Consider the following 24,839-nt stretch of genomic DNA (forward strand, 5'->3'; position numbering starts at 1 on the left):
CGCTGCCGGCTTCCCTCTCATATCTCATGCCAGCAGCCCTCGCAGAGACCAGCTCTGCCGGCCGTCATGGCAGAGCCAGAAGCGCTGGCCGGTCTGCGTCTCGGCGACGTAATAGTCCTGGTAGGTCGGCGCGGGCAGCAGGACGCTGCGCTCACGCGTGGCTTCGGTGTCCTCGAAACGGTTGCGTTTCTGACTCCTAGGGCTCTCGCTGTCGGGGAGGGAAGGCGCTTCCTCCCCCAGCTTGCCCCAGCCATATTCCTCCTTGCCCGGTTTGTCGGGCAAGGTCGGGGCCGCCGCCTCCCACCAGGGGCCGGCGATGCGCTCCGGTCCCTGCAATGCGGTGATGTGGTGGGAAGAGCCGCGCCAGCGGACATGATCGGGCAGGCCGTCCGGACGCGTGGCGAGGATCTGCAAGGGCTCGGGCTGATCCAGGAACAAGGGCGGTCGCTGATGCGAGCCATCGGCTGTCGACCAAGCCGGTTCGGGATCGGCGGCATCGCGCGCCTCCTCGGCAAAGGCCGGATCGTGCCGGGCGACGGGGTGAAGCCGCCGCACGCTGCCGGGGCCAAGGCGCTGGCGAAGGGCGTCGATCAACTCGGCCCGGCGTTCGGCGGCATCGGCCGGCGGTACATCCCGGCGTCCTTCCTTGAGGGACAGGCGGTTCTGACGCTGGCCGAATTTCTCGGTGACGGTCGCGGTCAGGCTGATGGTCTCGAAGCCGAAGCCGGCATCGATGGTCTCGCCCAGCCGTTCCAGATCGAGCTCGACCAGCCTGGCGACATGGGCTGGATCGCGGGTGGCGGCGGCGAGACCGATATGGATGGTGCGCACCTCCCCATCGACCCGGAACAGGCGTAGCTGCAAGGCGCGTGCCGCCACGCCGCCGGTGACGAGGGCGGGAACCAGGTCCTGCATCAGGCGGGTGACGACATGCACCACGGCTGCCTGGCTCACCACCGGCTCGAGGAGCTGGCGGCTGCGATGATAGAGCGGCGGCGGCTCGATCAGGGCAAGAGCTTCCTCGCGCCGCCCCATGGCCTGGTCGAAGCGCTTGAGCAGGATCGCATCGAAACGCGCGGCGAAGGGCGCGCGCGGCTTGCCGATGAGATCGCCGATGCGGGTGAAGCCGAGACGGCGCAGGGTCTGGACTGTTATGTCGCCGAGGCGAAGGGCGGCCAGGGGCAGATCGGCAAGAGCCGGGCCGGGATCGCTGCCCTCGGCCAGAAGGGTGCCATTCTGGGCATGGAAGCGGGAGAGAGCCCAGGCGGCGCCCGGCGTGTCGGCCAGCGCCACGCGCGCGCCGAGGCGAAGGTGGCGCAGGCGCTTGACGATGTCGGCGAGGAGTGCCTGTTCGCCGCCCGCCAGATGGCTGGCGCCGGTGATGTCGAGGAACAGGCCGTCGGCCCCGTCGGCCTCGCGATAGAGGGCCACGGAGGGCGTATAGCGCATGGCCCACAGGCCGAGCCGGTGCAGGGCCCTGCCATCGGCCTCCGGCATGGCCGGCCGCGTCTGCAGCCCCGGTACCTTGGCTCTCGCATCGGCGACCAGCCCGCCCGCCGCCAGGCCTTCGGTCTCGGCCGGCTTGCTGGCGGCTGAAATGCGCGGGCCGCCGGCGGCATCGACCGTCAGGACGAAGGGATAATGGCCGTCGATCGTATCAGGCGACCTTGGCGTGTTGCTCTGGGCGACGAGAAAGCGCTGGATCGGCCAGCGTGGCAGATAGATCGAGACGATGCGAGGCATGGTCATACTCCATGAGCCAGGATCCGCTTTGCCCGTTGCGGCTGCGTTCGAGCCGAACATGCCAGCGCCAAGCGGTGAGAAGGCCGAAACGATCGCGCGGACCTGCGGCCGCGCCGATGCGCCAGCGGGTGATCGCGGCCAGGGAAGGCGCTGCGAGGGGCGGACGCAGAAGGAAGAGGGGGCAGGGGGCGGAAGCTGCCGCGAGCTGGAGGCGGCGGCTGGAGGCGGCGTCCATGCCGCCGCCTGTCACGGCTGCCACCGCCGCAGCGGCGCCGGAGCGCAGGATCTCCTCCATGGCCCAGGCAGCCTCGGTCTCGTCGCCGGCCGTGACCACGACCAGTCCGGTGGGATCGAGGCCGAGGGCGTTGAAGCCATGGCCGTAAAACCGTCCCAGGCCGGCCATGCCGCGCGGCGAGGTCACCAGCCAGATCGTCCCCTTGGCCTGTCGCAGGCACAGGCGGGAGGCGAGGAAACCCAGCGCGCTGCCATTGTCGAAAATGGTTTGCGGCGCGATTTCATGCAGGCCGTCCAAGGCGAGGCCGCCGCCCGGCAGGCGTGCGTCGATCTCCCCGATGCCGAAAGGCAGCACGCCGGCATCGGCATGCACATGATCGAGCCGGGGCAGCAGAGCACGTAATTCCGCCAGCTTCTCGGCCCGTTGGCCGGGGAGAGAACATCGCGATTCCGCGGGATCGCGATTTCTCTCCAGCCCCCTGTTCTGACACATTTTCTCAGCCGAAAAGGCTGTCGGCTTTTCTGGAAAATGCTTTGGAATGAGGGGAGGAGGAACGCGTATCGTCATGGCTATGATCCGTTTCGCTCAGACTAGAACAAAACAAGAACATTTCAAGCAGAGTCTTTGATCGCGCTCCATTGGACCGGGAAAGAGCCCGGCATGGTAAAGGGACTCTTCCGTCACGAGATGGCAGAGTCCATTGATTTTGAAGGCCTTGCGAAGCGCGCCTCAATGCGAGGGCAGGGAGCGGGCCTGGCTTTCCTTGTCGTGCACGGCGAAGCGCTCCACCAGGGTGGCGCTGGCCTCGTTGAGGCCGACGATCTCGACCTCGCGGCCGTGGCGGCGCGCCTTGAGAACGATGCGGTCGAGTGCGCCGACCGCCGAGATGTCCCAGAAATGCGCCGCGCCGACGTCGATGACGATCCGCTCGACGGGTTCCTGCACGTCGACGGCATCGCTGAAGGTGCCCGCCGAGGCGAAGAAGATCTGCCCTTCGACCCGATAGACGCGTTCCTTGCCGTCGGGCGAGAGGGTCGAGCGCACGCGGCTGAGGCGTGAGACCTTGCCGGCGAAGAACACGCCCGACAGGAGCACGCCCACCAGCACGCCTTTGGCGAGGTCCGCCGTCGCCACCACGGTGCCGACGGTTGCCAGCATCACCACGGAGGAGGGCATGGGGTTGCTGCGCAATTGCAGGAGCGAGCGCCAGGAGAAGGTATTGATCGAGACCATGATCATCACCGCCGTCAGGGCGGCGACCGGCACGACGGCGAGCAGGTCCTGCAGTGCCACCAGCAGGATCAGCAGGAAGCCGCCGGCCACCAGCGAAGACAGGCGACCGCGGGCGCCGGAGGAGACGTTGATCACCGACTGGCCGATCATGGCGCAGCCGCCCATGCCGCCGAACAGGGCCGAGGCCATGTTGGCGATGCCCTGGCCGGCGCATTCGCGGTTCTTGTTGCTCGGCGTATCCGTCATGTCGTCGACGATCTGCGCGGTAAGCAGGGATTCGAGCAGGCCCACCGCCGCCAGGGTGAGCGCCATCGGTGTCAGGATCCGCAGCGTCTCCAGCGTCAGCGGCACTTCAGGCAGGCCGAAGCTCGGCAAGGCGGAGGGAAGCTCGCCCAGATGGGCCACCGTGCGCACATCAAGCCCGAACCCCCAGGCGATGGCGGTGAGCACGGCGATCGCGACCAAGGGCGCCGGAATGGCCTTGGTCAGATAGGGAAACAGATAGATGATGGCGAGGCCGAGGGCGATCAGGCCATAGGTCGCCACCGGCACATGCACGAGCTCGGGCAGCTGGGCCAGGAAGATCAGGATCGCCAGGGCGTTGACGAAGCCCGTCATCACCGACTGGGAGACGAAGCGCATCAGCCGGCCGAGCTTGAGAAAGCCGGCGATGATCTGGAAGACGCCCATCAGGATGGTGGCCGCGAAGAGATATTGCACGCCGTGGTCGCGCACGAGGCCGGTCATCAGCACGGCGGTGGAGGCGGTTGCCGCCGAGATCATGGCCGGGCGCCCGCCGGTGAAGGCGATCACGCAGGCAATCACCACGGAGGCGTAGAGGCCGACCTTGGGGTCGACCCCCGCGATCACCGAAAAGCCGATGGCCTCAGGGATCAGGGCGAGGGCGACGACGATGCCGGAAAGCACGTCGCCGCGCGGATTGGAAAACCATTCCCGGGAATAGGCAGACAATCTGTTCATGAGAAAATTCGCAAGGGACATGCGTCCATACCCGATGAAGCGGGTTGGATGATGCTGTCACGACATTTGCGTTATCCGGCGGATCGGCGGCCGGAAGAGCCACCCGGAATTTCACCGGGTCCTTCTGAATGGCCATCTTCTAGCGGCAAGGCGCAGGCCGAGGCAAGGCGAAAGGTAGCACTGGCCGCAATTTTGTTGCGAATAGCAGCAAAACATAAGCTTGCTCACACAGAAACTATTCGCGAAAAACAACTGTCGCGAAAGATGGCTGCTAGGGCTTGTCAGAAGGACGCCGTTTGAGCTTCCCCAGCATCCAGATAGCGAACACCACCCCGATCATCCCCGCCGCCAATAGCCAATGCCCTTGTGCGGAAGTCACTCCAACTAAAGCGCCAATACCCCCTCCCCAATAAAGTGGCCGCTTAGTTGCGTTAGCCGCATCTGAAGCGGGCAGGCCTCTGCCCGTCCAATTCCCGGAGACGATCTCTTTCTCGTCATCGTTCATAGCTTGCATTCCGCTGTTGGGAAAAGCCGCTCACACTGGGGAATGATCGAGGTCTTCGAATTTTATGCCGATGCGCTCTCGCATGCGGGCAAATACCTGGTCGCCATCCGTTGCTGGGCCGCTTGCAATACCGACATCCCAAATACGGCGCAGCTCCTCGGTGGCTTGCTCGCGCTGAGTTCGACGGAACTTCCAATCGCGCAGTGCCTCACGCACGACCTCGCTGGCGGAGGCATATTCGCCTGCCTTGACCACCTGGCGCATCATGGCGGCATATTCAGGCGTCAAAGAAACACTCACTTTTTCGACATTGGCCATCGTGCATCTCCTTCCTTGTAAGGTAGGAAAGTTTACTACCGCTACGAGCCTTCCGATAAATCCTTGCTGTTCTCAGCGCTCCTCCTTGCGGAAGGGCTTGAGCAGGGCCGCCGGTGCCACCGCGTTGCGCGACATCATCGCCATGGCCACGATGGTGAGCAGGAAGGGCAGCATCAGGAAGATCTGATAGGGGATGTGTCCCAGGCCCACCGCCTGCAGGCGCAGCTGCAGCGCGTCGACGCAGGCAAAAAGCAGGGCGGCGCCGGTGGCGCGCAGGGGATCCCAGCGCCCGAATACCACCAAAGCGATGCAGATCCAGCCGCGTCCCGAGATCACGCCGAAGGTGAAGGCGTTGAACTGGGCCATGGTGAGGAAGGCACCGCCAAGGCCCATCAGGGCGCCGCCCAGGATGACGGCCTCGAAGCGGCGGGCGGTGACGCTGATGCCGGCTGAGTCGGCGGCGCGCGGATTTTCGCCGACCATGCGCAGGCCGAGGCCCCAGGGCGTGCGATAGATCAGGAAGGCGGTCAGGGCGACCCCGATCAGCGCGAGATAGACCAGGGCGTATTGCTGGAACAGGATCGGCCCCAGGATCGGTATCTCGGCGAGACCGGGGATTGGCACCGGCTGGAAGGCGGCGATGGTCGGCGGCGAGGCCTGCTGGCCGAACACCAGGCGATAGAAGAAATAGGCAAGGCCGGAGGCGAACAGGGTGATGCCGATGCCGGAGACATGCTGGCTGAGGCCGAGCGCCACCGTCAGCACGGCATGCAGCGCCCCGAGCAGGGCTCCGGTCGCGATGGCGGCTGCAACGCCGAGCCAGGGGCTGCCGGTAAAGTAGGCGGCGGTGAAGCCGGTCATGGCCGAGAGCAGCATGATGCCCTCGATGCCGAGATTGAGCACGCCCGCGCGTTCGGAGATCAGTTCGCCGAGCGTGGCGAAGATCAGAGGGGTGGCGATACGCAAGGTTGCCGCAAAGAAGCCGACCTGGAAGATCTGTTCGAGGACCAGGTTCATGCCGCAGCCCTCTGATAGCGCAGGCGATACGAGGTGAACAGGAGCGCGACCAGCATGGTGAGCAGCGAGGTGCCCTGGATGACGTCGGCCAGGAAAACCGGCACGCCGGTGGCGCGCGACATCGCTTCCGCGCCGGTCATCGCCGCGGCGAAGAACAGGGCAGCCGGCACCACGCCGAGCGGGTTGAGCCGTGCCAGCATGGCGATCACGATGCCGCTATAGCCATAGCCCGGCGACAGATCCCCCATCACCTGGAAATGCACGCCGCCGACCTCGCCGACGCCGGCAAGGCCTGCCAGCCCGCCGGACAGCAAGGCGGTGGCGACTAGGATGGCATTGACCTTGATGCCGCCATAAGCGGCCGCCTCGGCATTCTCGCCGGTGACGCGGATGGCGAAACCCAGCGTGGTGCGTGTGATCAGGAACCAGACGGCCGGTGCTGCCAGGAGGGCAGCCAGCACGCCCAGATGCAATCGCGTGCCCTCGAAGAAAACCGGGAAATTGGCGCTGTCCTCGATTGGCGGCGAGATCGGATAGCCCGAGAGCGAATCCTTCCAGGGCCCCTCGATCAAAGCGAGCACGCCGAGCAGGATCACCGAATTGAGGAGAAGCGAGGAGACGACGTCGTCGACCTTGAGCTTCACCCTGAGGAGGGCCGGGATCAGCGCGGCGATGCCGCCAGCCAGCGCCCCTGTCAACGCCATGGCGACATAGGCGAGCGGCCCGGGCATCGGAAAGGCGCCGACGAAGCAGCTAGCCACCGCGCCGGCCATCAGCTGGCCCTCGGCACCGATATTCCAGAACTTGGCGCGGAAGGCGACCGCGACGGCGAGGCCGGTGAAGATCATCGGCGCGGCCTTCACCAGCGTCTCGGTGAAGGCATAGAAATCACCGAAAGCGCCCTTCAGCATCAGGCCATAGGCCTCGAACACATTGGCGCCTGCGAGCACGATCAGGCCGCTGCACAGGACGAGTGTGACCACCACGGCCAGCACGGGCAAGGTGAGATTCAGCCAGACCGGCGTGGATTGGCGGGGTTCCAGCCTCAACATCAGTGCTTGGCTCCGGTCATCAACAGGCCGAGTTTCTCGATCGTGGCTTCGCCGGCCGGCAGGATGCCGGCAACGCGCCCCTCATAGAGCACGGCGATGCGGTCGGAGAGGGTGAGCAATTCTTCCAGGTCCTCGCTGATCACGATCAGGCCACGGCGGCGGGCGCGCAGGTCGAGGAAGCGCTCATGCACGAAGCGGGCGGCGCCGACATCGAGGCCGCGGGTGGGCTGGGCCACGATCAGTACCTTCGGGTCGAAGGCGAGTTCCCGCGCCAGCAGGGCTTTCTGCATGTTGCCCCCGGAGAGCGAGCCGGCCCGCGCCATTGGCCCGGGGCAGCGTATGTCGAAGGCCCGGATCTGCTCCTCGGCGAAGGTCTGGATAGCGCCCGGCTTAAGCAGGCCGCGCGCCGAGAAGGCGGCGGTGCCGACGCGCGGCAGCACCATCGAGTCGGCCAGCGGCAGGGCGGTGACCATGCCCTGCGTCATGCGATCCTCGGGGATGCGGCCGAGCCCCATCTCCTGCACGCGGCGCGGGCCATAGGGCATGACCTCTGTGCCGGCGATCTTCAGCGTTCCGGCCGAAGGGGCGAGCATGCCGGCGACCACGTCCGCCAGGGCCCGTTGGCCATTGCCGGTCACACCGGCAATGCCGAGGATCTCGCCCTCACGCACGGAAAGGGAGACGCTGGCAAGCCGCATGCCGCCATGCCGGTCGGTCGAGACATCATCGAGCGACAGGACCACGGCGCCGGGCTCGGAGGCGGGACGCTGTGGCGGCACGATTTCCTGGCCGCACATCAGCCGCGCCATCTCGGCCGACGAGGTACCGGCGGGTTCGGCGATCGAGCCGACGACGCGGCCATGGCGCAGCACCACGCAGCGATCGGTGATGGCGCGCACCTCGGTGAGCTTGTGCGAGATGAAGATGATGCCGAGGCCCTCGGCCGTCATGGCGCGCAGCGCCTTGAACAGTCCTTCCGCTTCCTCTGGGGCGAGGACGGCGGTGGGTTCGTCGAGGATGAGGAGCCGCGCGCCGCGGAACAGGGCCTTGATCACTTCCAGCCGCTGCTGCTCGCCGACGGCGAGCGAAGATACCGGCCTGTCGGGATCGAGGCGGAGATTGAACTTGGCGGCGATCTCGCCGAGGCGGGCGAGGGCGCCTGCCCGGTCGAGGCGCCCGCCGCGCCCCGGCAGGCCGACCAGCAGATTTTCGAGCACGCTCAGGCGCGGGGCGAGATGGAAGTGCTGGTGCACCATGCCGATGCCGGCTGCGAGCGCGTCGGCGGAATTCTGGATGCGCCGTGCCTGACCGTCGATGAGGATCTCGCCTTCGTCCGCCGCATAGGCGCCGAACAGAATGTTCATCAGCGTGGTCTTGCCCGCCCCGTTTTCGCCGAGCAGGCCGACGATCTCGCCCGGGCGCACCAGGAGATCGACGTCCGCATTGGCCTGGACGGCGCCGAAGCGCTTGGAGATGCCGCGCATCTCGACGAGGGGAGGTGCCATGATGAAGATCACGTTGAGTTGATGCGCGGTCCCAGCCGCGGCGCCTCTTGTGGATAGGTCTCAGTCCGAGACCGGCGTGTTCTCGTCGACGTCGACGCGGAAGGTGCCGGCGAGGATCTCGGCCTTCTTCTTCTCGACCAGGTCTTTCACCTCGGCCGGCAGCAGCTTGTCGAACTTGTGATAGGGCGCGAGGGAAGAGCCGCCCTTGGCCATGCGCGAGAAGTCGCCATAATCCTGCGCGGTGAACACCCCGGCCCGTACCATCTTGATGGCCTGCTGCACGGTCGGATACATGTCCCAGACCGGGCCGGTGATCACGGTGTCCGGCCCCTGGTCCGACTGGTCGGACATGTTGGAGATCGCGTAGATCTTCTTTTCCTTGGCCGCGTCGATCACGCCGAAGCGCTCGGCATAAATGACGTCGACGCCGCCGTCGATCTGGGCGATCGCAGCTTCCTTGGCCTTGGGCGGGTCGAAGAAGGAGCCGATGAAGGTGACCTTCTTCTTCACCTGCGGATTGGCTTCCTTGGCGCCGGCGAAGAAGGCGTTCACCAGGCGGTTCACCTCGGGAATGCCCATGGCGGCCACGGCGCCGACGGTGTTGGACTTGGTCATCTTGCCGGCGATCAGGCCCGACAGATAGGCCGGCTCATGGATCCAGTTGTCGAACACGCCGAAATTGGGCTCGGCTGGGCCGGCACCGGAGCCGAACAGGAAGGCGGTCTTGGGGAACTGCTTGGCGGTGCGGCGGGATTCGCGCTCGGCGGCGAAGGCATCACCCATCACCAGCTCGTAGCCGCCCTGGGCATATTCGCGCATGACGCGGCCGAAATCGGCGGCCTGGACCTTCTCTGAGAACTTATAGTCGATGTCGAGTTCCTTCGCCGCCTTGGTGAGGGCGACATGGATCTGCTTGTCCCAGGGTTCCTCGATCGGGGTGGCGAAGATCGCGGCAACCTTGAGCTTCTTGTCGGAGGCGGCGAAAGCTGGCAGTGGTAGCCCGGCCGCGACCAGGCCGGCAGCGCCCAGCCCGATGAAATGGCGGCGCGACAGGCCTGTTTCCCCTTGAAGCAGGCTGCGATCTTTACGCGACATGTCATTCCCCTCTCTTGTCGGATGAAGTTTAAAACGGTTCGAAATACGGGATGGAACGTCTGGTTTGCCAAGCACTTGACGGCTCTTGCCGAAGCAATGTGCCCTCTAGCGCGACGCCTGTCCAGATGGTCAAATCAGGTTGGGCACCGGTCTGAAGACCGGCACACCACTCTTACCCCGCCGCCTTGGGCGCATAGCTCGCCGGATCGAGGCTGGCCGGTCGACCGGGCAGGTCGAGCCTGCTGCGCCGGGCCGGTGTCTGCGCAATCACTTTGCCGCGGCGAATGACGGACAGGCGGGTGGGACGCATGCGCACCGCTTCGATCGTATCGGCTGCCTGCAGGATGACGAAATCGGCGTGGCAGCCCTTGGCGAGGCCATAGTCTTCCAGCCCCATCACGGCGGCAGGCACCGAGGTCACCGCCTCGAAGGCCCAGCGTATCGCCTCGCGGCTGGTCATCGGCACGGCATGCACCGCCATATGCGCGACATCCAGCATGTCGGCGCCGCCGAGCCCGTACCAGGGATCCATCACGCAATCCTGGCCGAGCGCCACGGGGATGCCGAGAGCGCGCATCTCGGGAATGCGCATCAGGCCGCGGCGCTTGGGATAGCTGTCGTGGCGCCCCTGCAAGGTGATGTTGATCAGCGGATTGGCGATCGCGAAGATGCCTGCCTCCAGGATCAGCGGCAGCAGCTTGGAGACGTAGTAGGAATCCATCGAGTGCATGGAGGTGAGATGCGAGCCGGCGGCCCGCCGGCCCAGCCCGAGGCGATGGGCTTCCGCCGCCAGCGTCTCGATATGGCGCGAATGCGGGTCGTCGCTCTCGTCGCAATGCAGGTCGATCATCAGGCCGCGCTTGGCCGCGATGGCGCACAGGGCCTTCACCGAGGCGGTGCCGTCCTCCATCGTGCGCTCGAAATGGGGGATGCCGCCGACCACGTCGACACCCATGTCGAGCGCCCGCTCGAGATTTCTGGCGGCGGTGGGCGAACGGTAATAGCCGTCCTGCGGGAAGGCGACGAGCTGCAGGTCGAGATAGGGTTTCACCCGGGCCTTGACCTCGAGCAGTGCCTCGACCGCGAGCAGGCGGTCGTCGCAGATGTCGACATGGCTGCGCACGGCCAGCAGACCCTGGCTGACGGCAAGGTCGCAATAGCGTAGCGCCCGTTCGATCACCGCCTCATGGGTCAGCATCGGCTTGAGCTCGCCCCACAGCGCAATCCCTTCCAGAAGCGTACCCGACTGGTTGAGCCTGGGAAGGCCCAGCGACAATGTGGCGTCCATATGGAAGTGGCAGTCGACGAAGGGCGGCGCCACCAGATGTCCGCCGGCATCGATGCGCTGGGCTGCCTCGGCCGCGATGCCCGGCTCGATGGCGGTGATACGTCCGCCCGAAACCGCGATGTCCTGGCTGGTGCGTCCATCGGGCAGGGTGGCGTTGGTGACGATGAGGTCGAGCGACATCGGGGCGGTTCCGTTAAAAGTCGTTCAGGAAGGAAGGGCAATTGTCATCATGGGCGGTTTGACGGATTCGGCCAATGAGTCAATCGGTCTTGCCCTCACCCCGCCGGCCTGAACGGCTTGGCCAGCGAGGCCGGGAAGTGCAGGGCGAGCATCTGGCGGTTGCGCGAGATCAACACCAGCACCACGATGGTGGCGAGATAGGGCAGGGCCGAAAGCAACTCTGAGGGCACGGCAAGGCCGAGTGCCTGGCCCTGCAATTGCAGGATGGTCATGCCGCCGAACAGCCAGGCGCCGAGCAGGACGCGTAGTGGCCGCCAGGTGGCGAACACCACCAAAGCCAGCGAGATCCAGCCCTTGCCTGATGTCATGTTCTCGACCCAGAGCGGCGTGTAGGCGACCGAGAGATAGGCACCGGCAAGGCCCGCCATCAAGCCGCCGAACAGCACGGCCATGTAGCGGATACGCACGACGGGATAGCCGATCGCATGCGAGGTCTCCGGCGACTCGCCCATGGTGCGCAGGACCAGGCCGGCCTTGGTGCGATAGAGGAACCAGCTGATCGCCGCGAACAGCACAAGCGCGAAATAGACCATCGCGTCGAAGCGGAAGAACATCGGCCCGATCACCGGAAGCTGGGAAAGCACGGGGATGTCGAGCGGCTTCAGGGCCTCGATCGGGGCGCTGCCGAAATTACGGCCGACAAAGGCGGAGACGCCCGAGCCGAAAATGGCAAGCGCTAGGCCGGCGGCATATTGGTTGGTGAGGAAGGTGATGGCGAGCACGCCGAACAGCAGCGAGGCCGCGGCGCCGGCCAGCGCGCCGATCAGGATGGCGACGGGCATGGGCATACCAGCCATCACCGCCCAGAAGGCGAAGGCGGCGCCCATCAGCATCATGCCCTCGATGCCCAGATTGAGGACGCCGGATTTCTCCACCACCAATTCGCCGAGGGCGGCATAGATCAGCGGCGTGGCGGCGATGATGGTGCCGGTGAAGATCGCGATGGTGAGGTCCATCAGGCATGCTCCCGCACGGGGCTGAACCGATAGAAGATGAAGAAATCCGCAGCGAGCAGGAAGAACAGCAGGATGCCCTGGAAGATGCGGGTGAGCGAGGAGGACAGGCCGATGGTGAGTTGCACGCTTTCGCCGCCGAGGAAGAGCAGCGACATCAACAACCCGCCAAGCACGATGCCGAAGGCGTTGAGCCGGCCGATGAAGGCGACGATGATCGCTGCAAAGCCATAGCCGGGCGAGATTTGCGGGGATAATTGCCCGAGCGGCCCGGAAAGCTCGGCCATGCCGGAAATGCCTGCGGCCGCGCCGCCGGCGAGCAGGCCCGTCCACACCGCCGCGGATTCGCGGAAGCCGGCATAGTGGGCGGCGAGCGGGGCCGCGCCACTGACCGACATCTTGTAGCCGAGGAAGCTGCGGTCGGTGAACAGCCACATCGCCACCACGCCGATCACTGTAAGGATTACGGAGGTGTTGAGGCGATAGGCATCGTCGAAGACGGGAAACATCGCGGCCGGGGGCAGCAGCGCCGTCTGCGGATAGTTGAAGCCGGCGGGATCGCGCCAGGGGCCATGCACCAGCCAGGACAGCAGCAGGCCGGCGATATAGGTGAGCATCAACGTGACCAGGATCTCGTTGGTGTTCATCCGCGCCCGGAGGAAGGCGGGAATCGCGGCCCAGGCCATGCCCGCCAGCGCGCCCGCCAGGATCATCAGCGGCAGCAGCAGCCGGCTTTCCGGATCGGGATAGAACAGGCCGACGCCGCAGGCGGCGATCGCCCCGATGATCAATTGGCCCTCCGCGCCGATGTTCCAGACATTGGCGCGGAAGCCGACGGCGAGCCCGCAGGCGATCAGGATCAAGGGTGAGGCTTTCAGCAGCCATTCCGAGACGCCGTTCATCGAGTTCAGCGGCGCGATGAAGAAGGCCTGCAGGGTCTGGAGCGGATCCTGGCCCAGCGCTGCGAACAGAATGGAGCCGACCAGCAAAGTGAGCAGGGCCGCGACCAGGGGCGCGGCGAGGCGCATGGCGGCGGATGGTTCGGGTCTTTGTTCGATCTTAAAGCGCAACGGAACTGCTCCCACCATTCTGGCCCTGGCCACCGATCCTGGTCATGAGCAGGCCGACCTCCTCGCGATTGGTTTGGCTCCGGACGAGGGGAGGCGAGACGCGCCCCTGGCAGATCACCAGCAGCCGGTCGCAGATCTCGAAGAGCTCGTCGAGTTCCTCGGAAATCACCAGCACGGCCGCGCCCGCACGGCTGAGATCAATCAGCGTCTGGTGGATGAAGGCGGCCGCGCCGACATCGACCCCCCAGGTCGGCTGGGAGACCAGGAACAGGTTCGGCGCCAGCGCGATTTCCCGTCCCACGATGAATTTCTGCAGATTGCCGCCGGAAAGGCTGCGCGCGCTGGCGCGCGGGCCGTTCGCCTTCACCTTGAATGTCTCGATGACGCTGCCGGCAAAGCCCATCGCCCGCTTGCGGTCGACCAGGCCATGGCGCACCAGGTCCTTGCCATGGGCTGTGAGCACGGCGTTCTCCCACAGCGCATGCGGCGGCACGGCGCCACGGCCGAGTCTCTCCTCCGGCACGAAGGCGAAACCGCGCCGGCGCCTGGCGGCGGCATCGAACCGACCGACGGCCTGTCCGCCGAAACGGATGGCTTCATGATCGGCAACAGCCCGCTCGCCGCTGAGGGCGGCGATCAGCTCGGCCTGGCCATTGCCCGAGACGCCGGCGAGGCCAACGATCTCGCCGCCATGCACCTCGAAGCCGACATCGTGCAGGGCGACGCTCCCCTTGTCGGATGGCACCGACAGGCCGCGTACCTGGAGGACCGGCCCGGCGCTGCGTGTCGAGGGCGTGACCTTCATTTCCGGCAGGGTCGATCCGACCATCAGACGGGCCAGTTCCACCGATGTGCTCTGCTTGGGTTTGGCGGTGCCGGTCACCCGGCCATTGCGCAGTACGGTGGCGGAGTCGCAAAGCGCCTGCACTTCGTCGAGCTTGTGGCTGATATAGAGGATGCTGCAGCCCTCCGCCGCGAGTTGGCGCAGCGTCTCGAACAGTTTCACCACCGCCTGCGGCGTGAGCACCGAGGTCGGCTCGTCCAGGATCAGCAGCTTGGGCGTGCGCAGCAGGCAGCGCACGATTTCGACACGCTGGCGTTCGCCGACGGAGAGATCATGCACGCGGCGCCAGGGGTCGATCGGCATGCCGTAGCGCTCCGACAACGCGGTGATCTGCCCGGCCAGTTCCTCCAGCCGGAAAGGGCCGGGAGCGCTGAGGGCGATGTTCTCGACGACGGTGACGGACTCGAACAGGGCGAAATGCTGGTAGACCATCTCGATGCCGAGGGCGCGCGAACTGGCCGGGTCATGTGCCTCGATCAGCCCGCCATCACAAAGGATTTCGCCGGAATCGGCCTGGGCCGCGCCGTAAATGATCTTCATCAGCGTCGATTTGCCGGCGCCGTTCTCCCCCAGCACCGCATGGATTTCCCCGGGCATGATCGAGAGCGAGATGCCATCATTGGCAACGACGCCGGGATAGCTCTTGGTGATGTTGCGCAGTTCGAGGCGCGGGGTCATGGCCGGTCCTTGAATACGGGGTGGGGGAAGGTGAGCCTGGAGCGCGCACGCTACCCAGTGAGGCGCGACAAGCCTTCCCCACGAAGCTGGGGAAGGTGTCCAAACGGAGTTTGCGCGGATGGGGTGTGGCGGGCAGCGCAGAGTGCATCACAAGACGGCGCTACGGTTGCGCAAGCTTTTGATAGATTGCGACCCGGCTCGTCGCACCCCCTCCGACCCGACTTCGTCGGGCCACCTCCCCCAGCTTCGTGGGGGAGGCTTGGCGCGCCTTTCTCCGTTTGGTCAGAGCCTGGTCCACCCCTTATCCGAGCTTGCCGATCATGCCCTTGACGAACCAATTCATGCCGCGAATGTCCGCATCCGTCGCCACCGCGCCGGCCGCGACCTTGACGGTGCCTGCCTGGTCCTTGAGTTCGCCCGCATAGGGGTGGACCTTGCCCGAGCCGATGTCGGCCTCCAGCTGCTTGAGCTTGGCGACCACGTCGGAGGGGATGGCTTCGTTGTAAGGCGCCATCTTGACCACGCCGCCGGCGAGGCCATCCCAGCGTGCCTCTGGCTTCCAATTGCCATCGGCCACGCCTTTTGCCGCGCGCACATAGTCGCTCGACCAGTCCATCGTGAAGGCGGTGAGCTGCTTGCCGGCACCGAACTTCGACATGTCGCTGGCATAGCCGATCGACCAGGCGCCGCCTTCGCCGGCGACCTGCACGCCGGTCGCGGTATCGGTCATCGAGCAGATCACGTCGCAGCCTTGCGACAGCAGGGTCTTGGCGGCCTCCTTCTCCTTGCCGGGGTCGAACCAGGAATTGAGAAAGATCGCGTTGCAGGTGATCTCGGGCTTCACGCTCTGGGCGCCGAGCAGCAGCGCATTGGCGGGGCCGACGATGTCGGGGATCGGGAAGCCGCCGATGAAGCCGATCTTGCCGGATTTGCTCATATGGGCCCCGGCCGCGCCGGCGACGAAGGTGCCCTCGTAGTATTTGGCTTCGAAGGTGCCGAGATTGGCCAGGTGCACGATGCCCGAGCAATGCTCGAAGGCGATCTTGGGGAAGCGCGGCGCCACCTTCTGCAGCGGCGTGCCATGCGAGAAGCTGGTGCCGAAGATCAGCTTGTTGCCGGACGAAGCAAGTTCGCGGAAGACGCGTTCGGCATCCTGCGGCATGAAGATGTTGTCGATGACGGTGATCGCGACCTTGTCGCCGAATTCCTTCTTGATCGCTTCGACGCCGAGGCTGTGCTGCTTGGTCCAGCCGATATCGGCAATGGGCGAAACGTAGACGACGCCGATCTTGAGTGGCTCATCCGCATAGGCGCGGCTCGCGAAGCTCCCGGCTCCCAGGGCAGCGCCGGCCATGCCGGAATATTGCAGGAATTTGCGCCTCGTCAGGTCGATCATGATGGCAGTCCTCTGTTGGCTCGGTGAATGCCCGGCTTGTCGCCGAGTCTGTATGGAAGTGTCTATTTCGAAGTGTGGCTATGGCGATGCTTCGCCGCCTCACCATTGCTTTTCTGGGCGGTCTCTCGGCGGGTTCGCAAAGTTTCGCCGGCTTCCGGCTCCAGATAAGGCTCAAGGGCTTCGCGGGGCGACAGCTCCGGGAAGACCTGCCTATCCATGATATAGCCGCGCACCACGCTGCGATGATGGGTGTCGATCAGCTCCATCGCCTGTTTGAGGCGCCCCTTCTCGAGCAGGTCGATGACCCGCGAATGGTCGTCGATAAGGTTGCAATAGTCGAAATCGGCGGTGACCAGCGAGCGCAGCAGCGTGGTCCGGCGGACGAGCTGGGCATGGATGTCCTGCATCACCTTGTTGCGGCTCAGGCGGACGAAGATCGTGTGGAATTCCTGGCCGAGCACATCGGCCAGGGCATCGTTGCCGGCGGCGATGGCCTGGCGCTGGCGTTCGACATGCTGGCGCAATTCGGCCCAGCCGGCCGGACCGAGCCTGTCGCTCAGCTGCGCCGCCACGCCCTGTTCGACCAAGGTCAGCGCGTCGTAGATCTCCAGCGCCTCCTGCATGCCGGGGCGGGCGACGAAGGCGCCGCGATTGCGCTCGATCTGGGCGAGGCCGTCATCGGCGAGCCGGATCAGGGCCTGGCGCACCACGATGCGGCTGACGTCGAAGATCTCGGCGAGCTCCCGTTCGCCGAGCTTGCAGCCCGGCACCAGCCGGTGCTCGATGATGGCCCGGGTCAGGATGTCGGCTATCGCCTGCGAGCGGCTGCTCATGCCCAATACCTCCCGCGCCGACAGTACGGCATGTCCGAACTGCCTGCACCATATCGGTATTCAATCCTCTCGCCCTGTCAATCAAGAATCATTCTTTGTCGTGCAATTTTTAATTGATTGATATCCAATCCTGTGGTTCCAATGCCCGTAACGGAGCTAGGTTCATGGGGAAGAGCTAGCCGAGGGGAGGGTGCGATGAGCCAAGCAACCCTTTGTAGCGACCAAGTTCTTCTGAACGACTGGCATGTGATTGCCGACCTGGCGAACCTGATACCGGGCAAGCCCTTCCAAACCCGCCTGCTCGGTATGCCGCTGGATATTCGCAGGGACGACAGTACCGATTGGCACGTTGTCCGTCAGGGCGATGGGCGCGCTGTTGTCTCGACCAGCCGCTACGGTTTTCTGTGGGCCTGCCTGGGCGTGCCGGAGCGCGACATCCCCCTCGTGCCGGAAGCCGGAGAGGAGGATCGCTATCTGGTGACCGGTGGCTCGATCGCCGTCCGTGCCTCCGGGTTGCGGGCCGTCGAGAACTTCCTTGATCTGGGCCATCTTCCCTTCGTGCATTCGGGCACCCTGGGAGAGGAACCTCATACCGAAGTAGCGCCCTATAATGTGCGGGTGACCGAGGCCGACGAGATTCTGGCGACCGAATGCAAGTTCTTCCAGCCCTTTGCCTCGCCCTCCTCGCAGGGCGGCTTTCTGGTCGACTATGTCTACAAGGTGATCCGCCCCTATACGGTGGCGCTCTACAAGAGCAATTCCGTGTACAAGGAACGCTCCGACGTGATCGTGCTGTTTGTCCAGCCGGTCGACGAGGAGAATTGCGTCGCCCATCCCCTGCTTTGCTATGTGCGGGACGGCACCGGCGAGGCTGCCATTCGCGGCTTCATGCAGTTGATCTTCGCCCAGGACAAGCCGATCCTGGAGAACCAGCTGCCCAAGCGCCTGCCGCTCGATCCGCGCGCCGAAACGCCGATCCGGGCCGATGCCGTCGCCGTCCATTACCGACGCTGGCTCAGGGACCATGCGGTCTCCTATGGCGCCATTCCGGCGCGGCTTTGATGCCTAGCGCCCCTGTGATTCAAGAGGAAGAACGATGACGCAGACACGATGCAAGGATCCGGTGACCCTCAATCTGTGGCATCCGCTTGCGGCTGTGGCCGAAATTCCCGCCGGCAGGGTCGCGGAAACCGTGCTGCTGGAGGAGAGGCTCGGCTATGCCGTCGACGAGCACGGCGATGCCGCGGTCTGGCGGGCCCGGCCCGGCCTTCGTCACGGCGACAGCGTCGATATCGCGGGCCTGGAGGATACCCTTCCGGTCAAGCTTGCCTATGGCTATGTCTGGACGTCGCTCGGTACGCCGCCCGCGGAACTCTTCCCCATTCCGGAATTCGCCGAACCCGATCGCCGCCGCCTGAATGCCGCCAGCATCGGCGTGAATGTCTCGGCACCGCGTGCCATCGAGAACTTCCTCGACATGGGCCATTTTCCCTATGTCCACACCGATATCCTCGGCGCCGAGCCGCACACCGAGGTGAAGGAATATGATGTGGAGATCTCGGTCGAGCGCGACGAGATCCTGGCGACGCGCTGCCGCTTCTTCCAGCCGATGGCTTCCACCGTCTCGACCGGCGGGGCCGATGTCGACTATGTCTACCGCGTGCCCCATCCCTTCTGCTCGGTGCTCTACAAATCGAGCCCGGCCGACGAGAGCCGGCGCGACGTCATCGCTGTCTTCCTGCAGCCGATCGACCAGGAGCATGTCCGCGCCCACATGATGCTGTGTGTCCTCGACGAGGAGAACGAGGACAAGGTGATCAAGCGTTTCCAGCAGACCATCTTCGGGCAGGACAAGCCGATCCTGGAAAACCAGTTCCCCAAGCGCCTGCCGCTCGATCCCAGGGCCGAGACGCCGATACGCGCCGACAAGTCGGCGATCGCCTATCGTCGCTGGCTCAGCCAGAAGGGCGTGACCTATGGCGTCATCCCCGCCGCGACCTGACGACAAGAGCAAAGCGCGTTCAGGCGTGAACGTTTGTTTGCTCTCGCTTTTTGCTTCGACGCGTCTTTGCGGTTCGACGTGACGACGTCTCATCGCAAAACGCTTTGCCGAATTCCGGAGACCACCATGCTCGAGACCGCCAAGACCCGCTGGCATCCCATTGCCGCGTCTCATGACCTGCCATTCCGCCATGTCTTCCATGGCCAGTTGCTCGGCCGCGAATTCGCCGTCTGGCGCGCGGATGACGGCTACGTCAACATCTGGGAGAATCGCTGCCTGCATCGCGGCGTGCGCCTGTCGATCGGCATCAATGACGGGCGCGAGCTCAAATGTCAGTATCATGGCTGGCGCTATTCCAACCGCACCGCGGGCTGCACCTATATCCCGGCCCATCCGGCGGATGCCCCGGCGCGCACCATCACCAACCGGACCTTCGCCTCGATGGAGCGCTACGGCCTGATCTGGTCGGCCGAGGAGCCGCTCGGCGAGATGCCGGAGATAACAGGTCTTTCGGAAGGCAACCTCCTGGCCCTGCGCGGTATCCCGGTGAATGCGCCGCCCGAATTGGTGGTGGAGGGGCTCAAGGCCTATCGCTTCCAGCCAAGCGGCGCCTTGGCCGGCTCGTCTGCCGAGGCGGTGCTCGAGGCTGCCAACGACTTGAACATCGCGCTGCGCTCGAAGGAGGGCGAGCACTCGACCCTGGCGGTTTTCTTCGTGCAGCCGGTCGATTCCAACCGCTCCGTCATCCGCGGCGTGCTCGACGTCATTCCGGAAGGCGCCGCCCGGCTGGCGGTGCTGCGCCATCACAATGAACTTCTCTCCAAACTGCGCGACAGGCTGGAGCGCGAGGCGGCTGCCCGGCCGGCGCCGGCGCCGCTGGAAGCGGTAATCGAGCGCGTCTCGCCCGAGCTTGCCGAGATTCCCGAACTCACCGCCCATGGCCGCAAGGCCACCATCCGCGTCGAGGTGGCGCGCAAATGGCAGGCGGCTGACGGCATTGCCGGTTTCGAATTGCGCCCGGTTAAGGGCCTGCTGCCGACCTTCCAGCCCGGCGCCCACATCGACGTGCACCTGCCCAATGGACTGATCCGCCAATATTCCATCACCAATGGCCCCGGCGAGGCCGACCGCTATGTCATCGGCGTCAAGCTGGAGCGCGAATCCAAGGGGGGCTCGTCCTGCCTGCACGAGACAGTGCGCGAAGGAGACGTGCTGGCGATCTCCGATCCGCGCAACAATTTCCCACTGCGCCGGGATGCCTCGAAGACCCTCTTCATCGCCGGCGGCATCGGCGTGACCCCGATGCTGGCCATGGCCCAGGCCCTGCATCACCAGGGGCTGGCGCATGAGTTCCATTATTTCGCGCAGAACGAGGCACAGCTTGCCTTTCGCGATCGCCTGGATCTTCTGAAAGCGACGCTGGTGCCGCATCTCGGGCTCGGCCCGGAAGCGACGGCGGGCAAGCTTCGCGAAATTCTTGGCTCCTATGACGGTGACACGCATCTCTATCTCTGCGGCCCGGGCCCCATGCTGGAAGCGGCGCGCACCATCGCGTCCGAATGCGGCTGGCCGGAAGAGGCGGTGCATTTCGAGTATTTCAAGAATACCAAGGCGATCGACGACAGCTCCAGCTTCGAGATCGCCCTGGCGCGTTCGAACGTGACGCTGACAGTGTCGGCCGGCCGCACCATCCTCGAAGTCATGCGCGAGGCCGGCATCGACATGCCGTCTTCCTGCGAGCAGGGCGCCTGCGGCACCTGCCTGTGCTCGGTCATCGAGGGCGAGCCCGATCACCAGGATGTCTATCTCACCGAGGCCGAGAAGAAATCGGGCACCAAGATCATGACCTGCGTGTCGCGCGCCAAGTCGGCCCGCCTCATTCTCGACCTGTAGGATTGAAGCCGTGATCAAGCTCTACGACTACGAACTCTCGGGCAATTGCTACAAGCTTCGCCTGTTGATGGGGATCCTCGGCATCCCCTATGAAACCGTGCCGGTCGATTTCTATCCCGGCCGCGAGCACAAGTCGGACTGGTTCCTCAGGATCAATCCGCTCGGCCAATTGCCGGTGATCGACGATGACGGGCTGGTGCTGCGCGACGCCCAGGCCATCCTCGTCTATCTCGCTGCCAAATATGACGCAGGGGGCAGCTGGTATCCACAGGGCAACCCGGCTTTGCTCGGCGAGATCAGCCAATGGCTTGCCTTCGCCGACGGCATCACGGCCACGGCCTCGGCGGCGCGGCTGCATGACGGCCTGTTCTACGAGCTCGACGTCGAGGCGGCACGATCGGGCGCCCATCGCCTGTTCCGTATCCTCGACGAGCATCTGTGGTTCGGCGAGCAGGAAAAGCGCGACTGGCTCTGCAGCGCGCCCCAGCCGACCATCGCCGACATCGCCTGCTTTCCCTATGTGATGTTGTCGGAGGAGGGGGGCATTCCCCGCCAGGACTATCCGGCGATCCGCCGCTGGTCCGACAGGGTCAAGCGTATCAAGGGCTTTTCGGTGATGTCCGGCGTCTTCCCCGCCGGCCCGGCGAAAGCGGCGTGACCGGCACGCCGCTTTCGATTTGCGTCAGCCCGCCACCAGCACCGAGGTCTCGGCGAAGCGGGTGACGTCGATCAGGCCCTTGTCGGAGATGCGCAGCTCCGGGATGACCACCAGCGCCAGCAGGGAGTGCTGCATATAGGCGTTGTTGAGCGTGCAGCCGCAGTCACGCATCGCCTCGACCAACCGGCTCGCCTTCCCGGCCACGATCTCGGCCCGCTCGTCAGACATCAGTCCGGCCACGGGCAGTTCGATCAAAGCGAGTTCGCGGCCCTCGCTGATCATCACGATGCCGCCGCCGACCTCGCCCAGCCGGTTGGCGGCCAGCGCCATGTCGCTTTTGTTGGTGCCCACCACGATCATGTGGTGGCTGTCATGCGCCACGGTGGAGGCCATGGCGCAGTCCTTGCTATAGCCGAAGCCGGACACGAAGGCGTTGACCACTTCGCCGGTGGCGCGGTGGCGTTCGACCAGGGCGATCTGGCAGACATCGTTGGCCCTGTTCATGCCGACGATGCCGTCCTCGACTGGCAGCTTCCTTTCCAGCGCCTTGGTGGGGGCCTGGTTCTCGACCACGCCGATCACCCGGGCCGTGACCTCGGAGGCGCCGGGTGCGGCGATGTCGAAATCCCGGGCCTTCAGGCGCTTGCCGAGCCGCACCGTGTTGCAGGCGCTGTCCGGATATGCGTAGCGCGGGATGTCCGCCGTCAGAGCGCCATGCTCGGCCAACAGTTCTCCGCGGGCGAACACCATCTCGACCGGGAGCGCCGCGAGGTCCGAACTGATGATCAGGTCGGCGCGGCGGCCCGGCGCGATCGAGCCGAGCTCCCGTTCCAGGCCGAAATGCTGCGCGGTGTTGAGCGTCGCCATCTGGATGGCGGTGACGGGCTTCAGGCCCTGCGCGATGGCATGGCGCACCACCCGGTTCATGTGGCCGTCATTGACCAGCGTGCCGGAATGGCTGTCATCGGTGCACAGGATGAAGTTGCGCGGATCGAGGCCGCGTTCGGTGATGGCCTTTACCTGCGCCGCGACATCATACCAGGCCGAGCCGAGGCGCAGCATGGCGCGCATGCCCTGGCGCACGCGGGCGATGGCGTCGTCCAGCGTGGTACCCTCGTGATCATCCGCCGGGCCGCCCGCCGCATAGGCATGGAAGGCGCGTCCGAGATCGGGGGAGGCGTAGTGGCCGCCGACGGTGAGGCGGGCCGCCTGGGTGGCGGCGATCTCCGCCAGCATCTTGGCATCGTTCGAGGCGACGCCGGGGAAGTTCATCATCTCGCCGAGGCCGATGATATTGGGCCAGGACAGGGCCTGTTTGACGTCCTCCGCGCTGAGCTCGGCGCCGGCGCGTTCCAGGCCGGGCGCGCTCGGCACGCAGCTCGGCACCTGCACCAGGATGTTGATCGGCAGGCTCTGGGCCTCGTCGTTCATCAGCTTGACGCCCGGCAGGCCGAGCACATTGGCGATCTCGTGCGGATCGATGAACATGGTCGTGGTGCCATGCGGGATGACGGCGCGCGCGAACTCGGTCACCGTGACCAGGCCGCTTTCGACATGCATGTGGCCGTCGCACAGGCCCGGCACGAGATAGCGGCCGGTGGCGTCGACGATCCTGGTTTCGGGGCCGATGGTGTGGCCGGCATCCGGACCGACATAGGCAAAGCGCCCGGCCGAAACGGCGATGTCGGTTCCCGGCACGATCTCGCCGGAATAGACGTTCACCCAGCGCCCGTTGCGGATGACCAGATCGGCCGGCGTGCGACCCATGGCGACGTCGACCAGCCGGGGCGCGATTTCAGACCAGGGCTTCAGCATGTCCCGCTGTCCTTTCAATTCGGAGAAGTGACGGGCGGGCGTCGAGGCACCCGCCCGTGCGGATCGTCAGGCCTGCACCTGCAGGACCAGCATGGCCGCGAGCACCGCCACGAACCACATCACCGGCCTCACTTCGCCCGGCCTGCCTGCCAGGAGCTTGAGCAGCACATAGGCGATGACCGCGAGCGACAGGCCGAGCGTGATCGAGAAGGTGAGGGGGATCAGCACGATGGCCAGGAAGGCCGGGATGGCATCCTCCATGCTCGACCATCGGATGCGGCCCATCGGTTCGGACATGAACAGGCCGGTGAGGATCAGCACCGGCGCCGTGGCGATGGCCGGGACCAGGGAAAGCAGCGGCGACAGGAACAGGAAGGGCAGGAAGAGCAGGCCCGAGACCAGCGCGACCAGGCCGGTGCGGCCGCCCTGGGCGATGCCGGCGCCCGATTCCAGATAGACCGTGGCCGGGCTGGTGCCGAGCGGCGCCGAGATCAGGGCGGCGACGGCGTCGACATGCATCGACTGCTTGACGTTGCGCGGCATGCCGTTCTCGTCCTTGAGGTCGGCAGCTTCGGCCAGGCCCAGGAAGGTCGACAGCGCCTCGACGAAATTCGTGAACAGGAACACGAAGATGAAGGGCGCATAGGCAAATTGCAGGGCGCCGAAGAGATCGATCTTGCCGACGAAGCTGAAATCGGGGGCGGCGGTCAGCCCGCTCCAGTTGACCAGCGTGTGCAGGTCGGGCGTGCCGGCATTGAAGGCAGCGCCATCCCCCCACCAGCGCCCGATCGGGATGGCGAGAAGGGTGGTGGTGATCATGCCGAGCATCATGGCGCCGGGCAGCCGACGCACCACCAGCGCGACCGTGACGATGAAGCCGGCGATGAAGGTGAGCGTCACGGGCGAGAAATGCGTGAGCCCGACGATGGTATCGGCATTGGAGACGATGAACTTGGCGTTGACCAGGCCGATCAGCGCGATGAACAGGCCGATGCCGCAGGCAATGCCATAGCGAAGGTCGGCCGGTATCGCCTCGATCACAGCCGTGCGCAGGTCGAGGAGTGCCGTGATGGTGAAGAGTACGCCCGCCCACAGGACGCAGCCGAGCGCGATCTCCAGCGGCACCTTGGCGCCGAGCACCATCGTATAGGTGAACAGGGCGTTGATGCCCATGCCGGGCGCCACCAGGATCGGGCTGCGGGCATAGAGCCCCATGGCGCAGCTGCCAATGAAGCTGACCAGCACGGTGGCGGTGACGCCGGCCGAGAACGGGATGCCGGCCGGCAGCAGGATCGCGGGATTGACGACGATGACGTAGGATGCCGCCAGGAAGGTCGTCAGCCCGGCTAGGATCTCGGTGCGGACCGTCGATCCGAAGTGCGATATCCGGAAGTAGCGGTCGAGTGCGGCGGCGAGCCAGGATTGGTCCTGGCCCGTTCCCCTTGCCTCGACATCGGTTTGATAGCCCATTTTTCCTCCCCTCGG

At 65.5% G+C, this 24,839-nt stretch carries 20 protein-coding genes and 1 other annotated feature; of the genes, 4 read left to right on the plus strand and 16 right to left on the minus strand.

What is annotated here, in order from left to right:
- Positions 1–24: 24 nt before the first annotated feature.
- The 14 genes from U1R88_RS10455 to U1R88_RS10520 all read right to left on the minus strand — a co-directional run bounded on the left by U1R88_RS10455 (position 25) and on the right by U1R88_RS10520 (position 16,986).
- Positions 25–1,743 (minus strand): Y-family DNA polymerase, encoded by a 1,719-nt coding sequence (locus U1R88_RS10455; RefSeq protein ID WP_322431163.1) that lies wholly within the window; start codon positions 1,741–1,743, stop codon positions 25–27.
- Positions 1,658–2,470, minus strand: a complete 813-nt coding sequence (locus U1R88_RS10460; protein WP_322431164.1) for an ImuA family protein — start codon at positions 2,468–2,470, stop codon at positions 1,658–1,660. The genes U1R88_RS10455 and U1R88_RS10460 overlap by 86 nt, the downstream gene beginning before the upstream one ends.
- A gap of 237 nt (positions 2,471–2,707) precedes the next feature.
- Positions 2,708–4,192 (minus strand): SulP family inorganic anion transporter, encoded by a 1,485-nt coding sequence (locus U1R88_RS10465; RefSeq protein WP_322431165.1) that lies wholly within the window; start codon positions 4,190–4,192, stop codon positions 2,708–2,710.
- Positions 4,193–4,261: 69 nt separating this feature from the next.
- Positions 4,262–4,317: a sequence feature (sul1 is cis-regulatory element that is thought to sense ions involved in sulfur or methionine metabolism; They are found in Alphaproteobacteria), on the minus strand.
- A 410-nt stretch (positions 4,318–4,727) separates the two neighbouring features.
- Positions 4,728–5,015 (minus strand): type II toxin-antitoxin system ParD family antitoxin, encoded by a 288-nt coding sequence (locus U1R88_RS10470; RefSeq protein WP_322431166.1) that lies wholly within the window; start codon positions 5,013–5,015, stop codon positions 4,728–4,730.
- A 72-nt stretch (positions 5,016–5,087) separates the two neighbouring features.
- Positions 5,088–6,032, minus strand: a complete 945-nt coding sequence (locus U1R88_RS10475; protein ID WP_322431167.1) for an ABC transporter permease — start codon at positions 6,030–6,032, stop codon at positions 5,088–5,090.
- Complete coding sequence (locus tag U1R88_RS10480) at positions 6,029–7,084, minus strand: ABC transporter permease (RefSeq protein ID WP_322431168.1); 1,056 nt, start codon at positions 7,082–7,084, stop codon at positions 6,029–6,031. The genes U1R88_RS10475 and U1R88_RS10480 overlap by 4 nt, the downstream gene beginning before the upstream one ends.
- On the minus strand, positions 7,084–8,589 hold the full coding sequence (locus tag U1R88_RS10485; RefSeq protein WP_322431169.1) for an ABC transporter ATP-binding protein: 1,506 nt from the start codon (positions 8,587–8,589) through the stop codon (positions 7,084–7,086). Before U1R88_RS10485 ends, U1R88_RS10480 begins: the two co-directional genes overlap by 1 nt.
- A gap of 60 nt (positions 8,590–8,649) precedes the next feature.
- The gene (locus U1R88_RS10490; RefSeq protein WP_322431170.1) at positions 8,650–9,684 is read right to left on the minus strand and encodes a BMP family protein; all 1,035 of its coding nucleotides are present in this window, start codon (positions 9,682–9,684) and stop codon (positions 8,650–8,652) included.
- A 172-nt stretch (positions 9,685–9,856) separates the two neighbouring features.
- Positions 9,857–11,152 (minus strand): amidohydrolase family protein, encoded by a 1,296-nt coding sequence (locus tag U1R88_RS10495; RefSeq protein WP_322431171.1) that lies wholly within the window; start codon positions 11,150–11,152, stop codon positions 9,857–9,859.
- A 95-nt stretch (positions 11,153–11,247) separates the two neighbouring features.
- Complete coding sequence (locus tag U1R88_RS10500) at positions 11,248–12,168, minus strand: ABC transporter permease (protein ID WP_322431172.1); 921 nt, start codon at positions 12,166–12,168, stop codon at positions 11,248–11,250.
- Entirely contained in the window at positions 12,168–13,235 is a 1,068-nt protein-coding gene (locus tag U1R88_RS10505; RefSeq protein WP_322431173.1) for an ABC transporter permease, read from the minus strand. Before U1R88_RS10505 ends, U1R88_RS10500 begins: the two co-directional genes overlap by 1 nt.
- Positions 13,225–14,757 (minus strand): ABC transporter ATP-binding protein, encoded by a 1,533-nt coding sequence (locus U1R88_RS10510; RefSeq protein WP_322431174.1) that lies wholly within the window; start codon positions 14,755–14,757, stop codon positions 13,225–13,227. Before U1R88_RS10510 ends, U1R88_RS10505 begins: the two co-directional genes overlap by 11 nt.
- 301 nt (positions 14,758–15,058) lie before the next feature.
- Positions 15,059–16,153, minus strand: a complete 1,095-nt coding sequence (locus U1R88_RS10515) for a BMP family ABC transporter substrate-binding protein (protein ID WP_322431175.1) — start codon at positions 16,151–16,153, stop codon at positions 15,059–15,061.
- Positions 16,154–16,215: 62 nt separating this feature from the next.
- Positions 16,216–16,986 carry a GntR family transcriptional regulator gene (locus tag U1R88_RS10520; protein WP_322431176.1) on the minus strand — a complete coding sequence of 257 codons (771 nt, stop codon included), beginning with the start codon at positions 16,984–16,986 and terminating at the stop codon, positions 16,216–16,218.
- A gap of 195 nt (positions 16,987–17,181) precedes the next feature.
- Here U1R88_RS10520 and U1R88_RS10525 point away from each other — a divergent pair, with 195 nt between their 5' ends.
- The 4 genes from U1R88_RS10525 to U1R88_RS10540 all read left to right on the plus strand — a co-directional run bounded on the left by U1R88_RS10525 (position 17,182) and on the right by U1R88_RS10540 (position 21,539).
- Complete coding sequence (locus U1R88_RS10525; RefSeq protein WP_322431177.1) at positions 17,182–18,048, plus strand: aromatic ring-hydroxylating dioxygenase subunit alpha; 867 nt, start codon at positions 17,182–17,184, stop codon at positions 18,046–18,048.
- A gap of 34 nt (positions 18,049–18,082) precedes the next feature.
- The gene (locus U1R88_RS10530; RefSeq protein WP_322431178.1) at positions 18,083–18,988 is read left to right on the plus strand and encodes an aromatic ring-hydroxylating dioxygenase subunit alpha; all 906 of its coding nucleotides are present in this window, start codon (positions 18,083–18,085) and stop codon (positions 18,986–18,988) included.
- A gap of 126 nt (positions 18,989–19,114) precedes the next feature.
- A complete protein-coding gene (locus U1R88_RS10535) occupies positions 19,115–20,881 on the plus strand; it encodes a Rieske 2Fe-2S domain-containing protein (protein ID WP_322431179.1) in 1,767 nt (588 codons plus the stop codon).
- A gap of 10 nt (positions 20,882–20,891) precedes the next feature.
- The gene (locus U1R88_RS10540; protein WP_322431180.1) at positions 20,892–21,539 is read left to right on the plus strand and encodes a glutathione S-transferase family protein; all 648 of its coding nucleotides are present in this window, start codon (positions 20,892–20,894) and stop codon (positions 21,537–21,539) included.
- Between the two features lie 24 nt (positions 21,540–21,563).
- Here U1R88_RS10540 and ade read toward each other — a convergent pair whose 3' ends face one another.
- Together ade and U1R88_RS10550 are read right to left on the minus strand one after the other, a co-directional pair.
- Positions 21,564–23,354, minus strand: coding sequence for an adenine deaminase (ade, locus tag U1R88_RS10545; protein WP_322431181.1), 1,791 nt, complete (start codon positions 23,352–23,354; stop codon positions 21,564–21,566).
- Positions 23,355–23,420: 66 nt separating this feature from the next.
- Positions 23,421–24,824, minus strand: coding sequence for an NCS2 family permease (locus U1R88_RS10550; protein WP_322431182.1), 1,404 nt, complete (start codon positions 24,822–24,824; stop codon positions 23,421–23,423).
- Between the last annotated feature and the right edge of the window lie 15 nt (positions 24,825–24,839).

The organism is Labrys sedimenti (assembly GCF_034424805.1).
In the GTDB taxonomy this organism is placed as follows: Bacteria; Pseudomonadota; Alphaproteobacteria; order Rhizobiales; family Labraceae; genus Labrys; species Labrys sedimenti.

Excerpts from the sequence above, each read along its gene's own strand:
- U1R88_RS10455 (WP_322431163.1), bottom strand. The coding sequence starts at position 1,743 with ATGCCTCGCATCGTCTCGATCTATCTGCCACGCTGGCCGATCCAGCGC.
- U1R88_RS10460 (WP_322431164.1), bottom strand. The coding sequence starts at position 2,470 with ATGTGTCAGAACAGGGGGCTGGAGAGAAATCGCGATCCCGCGGAATCG.
- U1R88_RS10465 (WP_322431165.1), bottom strand. The coding sequence starts at position 4,192 with ATGAACAGATTGTCTGCCTATTCCCGGGAATGGTTTTCCAATCCGCGC.
- U1R88_RS10470 (WP_322431166.1), bottom strand. The coding sequence starts at position 5,015 with ATGGCCAATGTCGAAAAAGTGAGTGTTTCTTTGACGCCTGAATATGCC.
- U1R88_RS10475 (WP_322431167.1), bottom strand. The coding sequence starts at position 6,032 with ATGAACCTGGTCCTCGAACAGATCTTCCAGGTCGGCTTCTTTGCGGCA.
- U1R88_RS10480 (WP_322431168.1), bottom strand. The coding sequence starts at position 7,084 with ATGTTGAGGCTGGAACCCCGCCAATCCACGCCGGTCTGGCTGAATCTC.
- U1R88_RS10485 (WP_322431169.1), bottom strand. The coding sequence starts at position 8,589 with ATGGCACCTCCCCTCGTCGAGATGCGCGGCATCTCCAAGCGCTTCGGC.
- U1R88_RS10490 (WP_322431170.1), bottom strand. The coding sequence starts at position 9,684 with ATGTCGCGTAAAGATCGCAGCCTGCTTCAAGGGGAAACAGGCCTGTCG.
- U1R88_RS10495 (WP_322431171.1), bottom strand. The coding sequence starts at position 11,152 with ATGTCGCTCGACCTCATCGTCACCAACGCCACCCTGCCCGATGGACGC.
- U1R88_RS10500 (WP_322431172.1), bottom strand. The coding sequence starts at position 12,168 with ATGGACCTCACCATCGCGATCTTCACCGGCACCATCATCGCCGCCACG.
- U1R88_RS10510 (WP_322431174.1), bottom strand. The coding sequence starts at position 14,757 with ATGACCCCGCGCCTCGAACTGCGCAACATCACCAAGAGCTATCCCGGC.
- U1R88_RS10515 (WP_322431175.1), bottom strand. The coding sequence starts at position 16,153 with ATGATCGACCTGACGAGGCGCAAATTCCTGCAATATTCCGGCATGGCC.
- U1R88_RS10520 (WP_322431176.1), bottom strand. The coding sequence starts at position 16,986 with ATGAGCAGCCGCTCGCAGGCGATAGCCGACATCCTGACCCGGGCCATC.
- U1R88_RS10525 (WP_322431177.1), top strand. The coding sequence starts at position 17,182 with ATGAGCCAAGCAACCCTTTGTAGCGACCAAGTTCTTCTGAACGACTGG.
- U1R88_RS10530 (WP_322431178.1), top strand. The coding sequence starts at position 18,083 with ATGACGCAGACACGATGCAAGGATCCGGTGACCCTCAATCTGTGGCAT.
- U1R88_RS10535 (WP_322431179.1), top strand. The coding sequence starts at position 19,115 with ATGCTCGAGACCGCCAAGACCCGCTGGCATCCCATTGCCGCGTCTCAT.
- ade (WP_322431181.1), bottom strand. The coding sequence starts at position 23,354 with ATGCTGAAGCCCTGGTCTGAAATCGCGCCCCGGCTGGTCGACGTCGCC.
- U1R88_RS10550 (WP_322431182.1), bottom strand. The coding sequence starts at position 24,824 with ATGGGCTATCAAACCGATGTCGAGGCAAGGGGAACGGGCCAGGACCAA.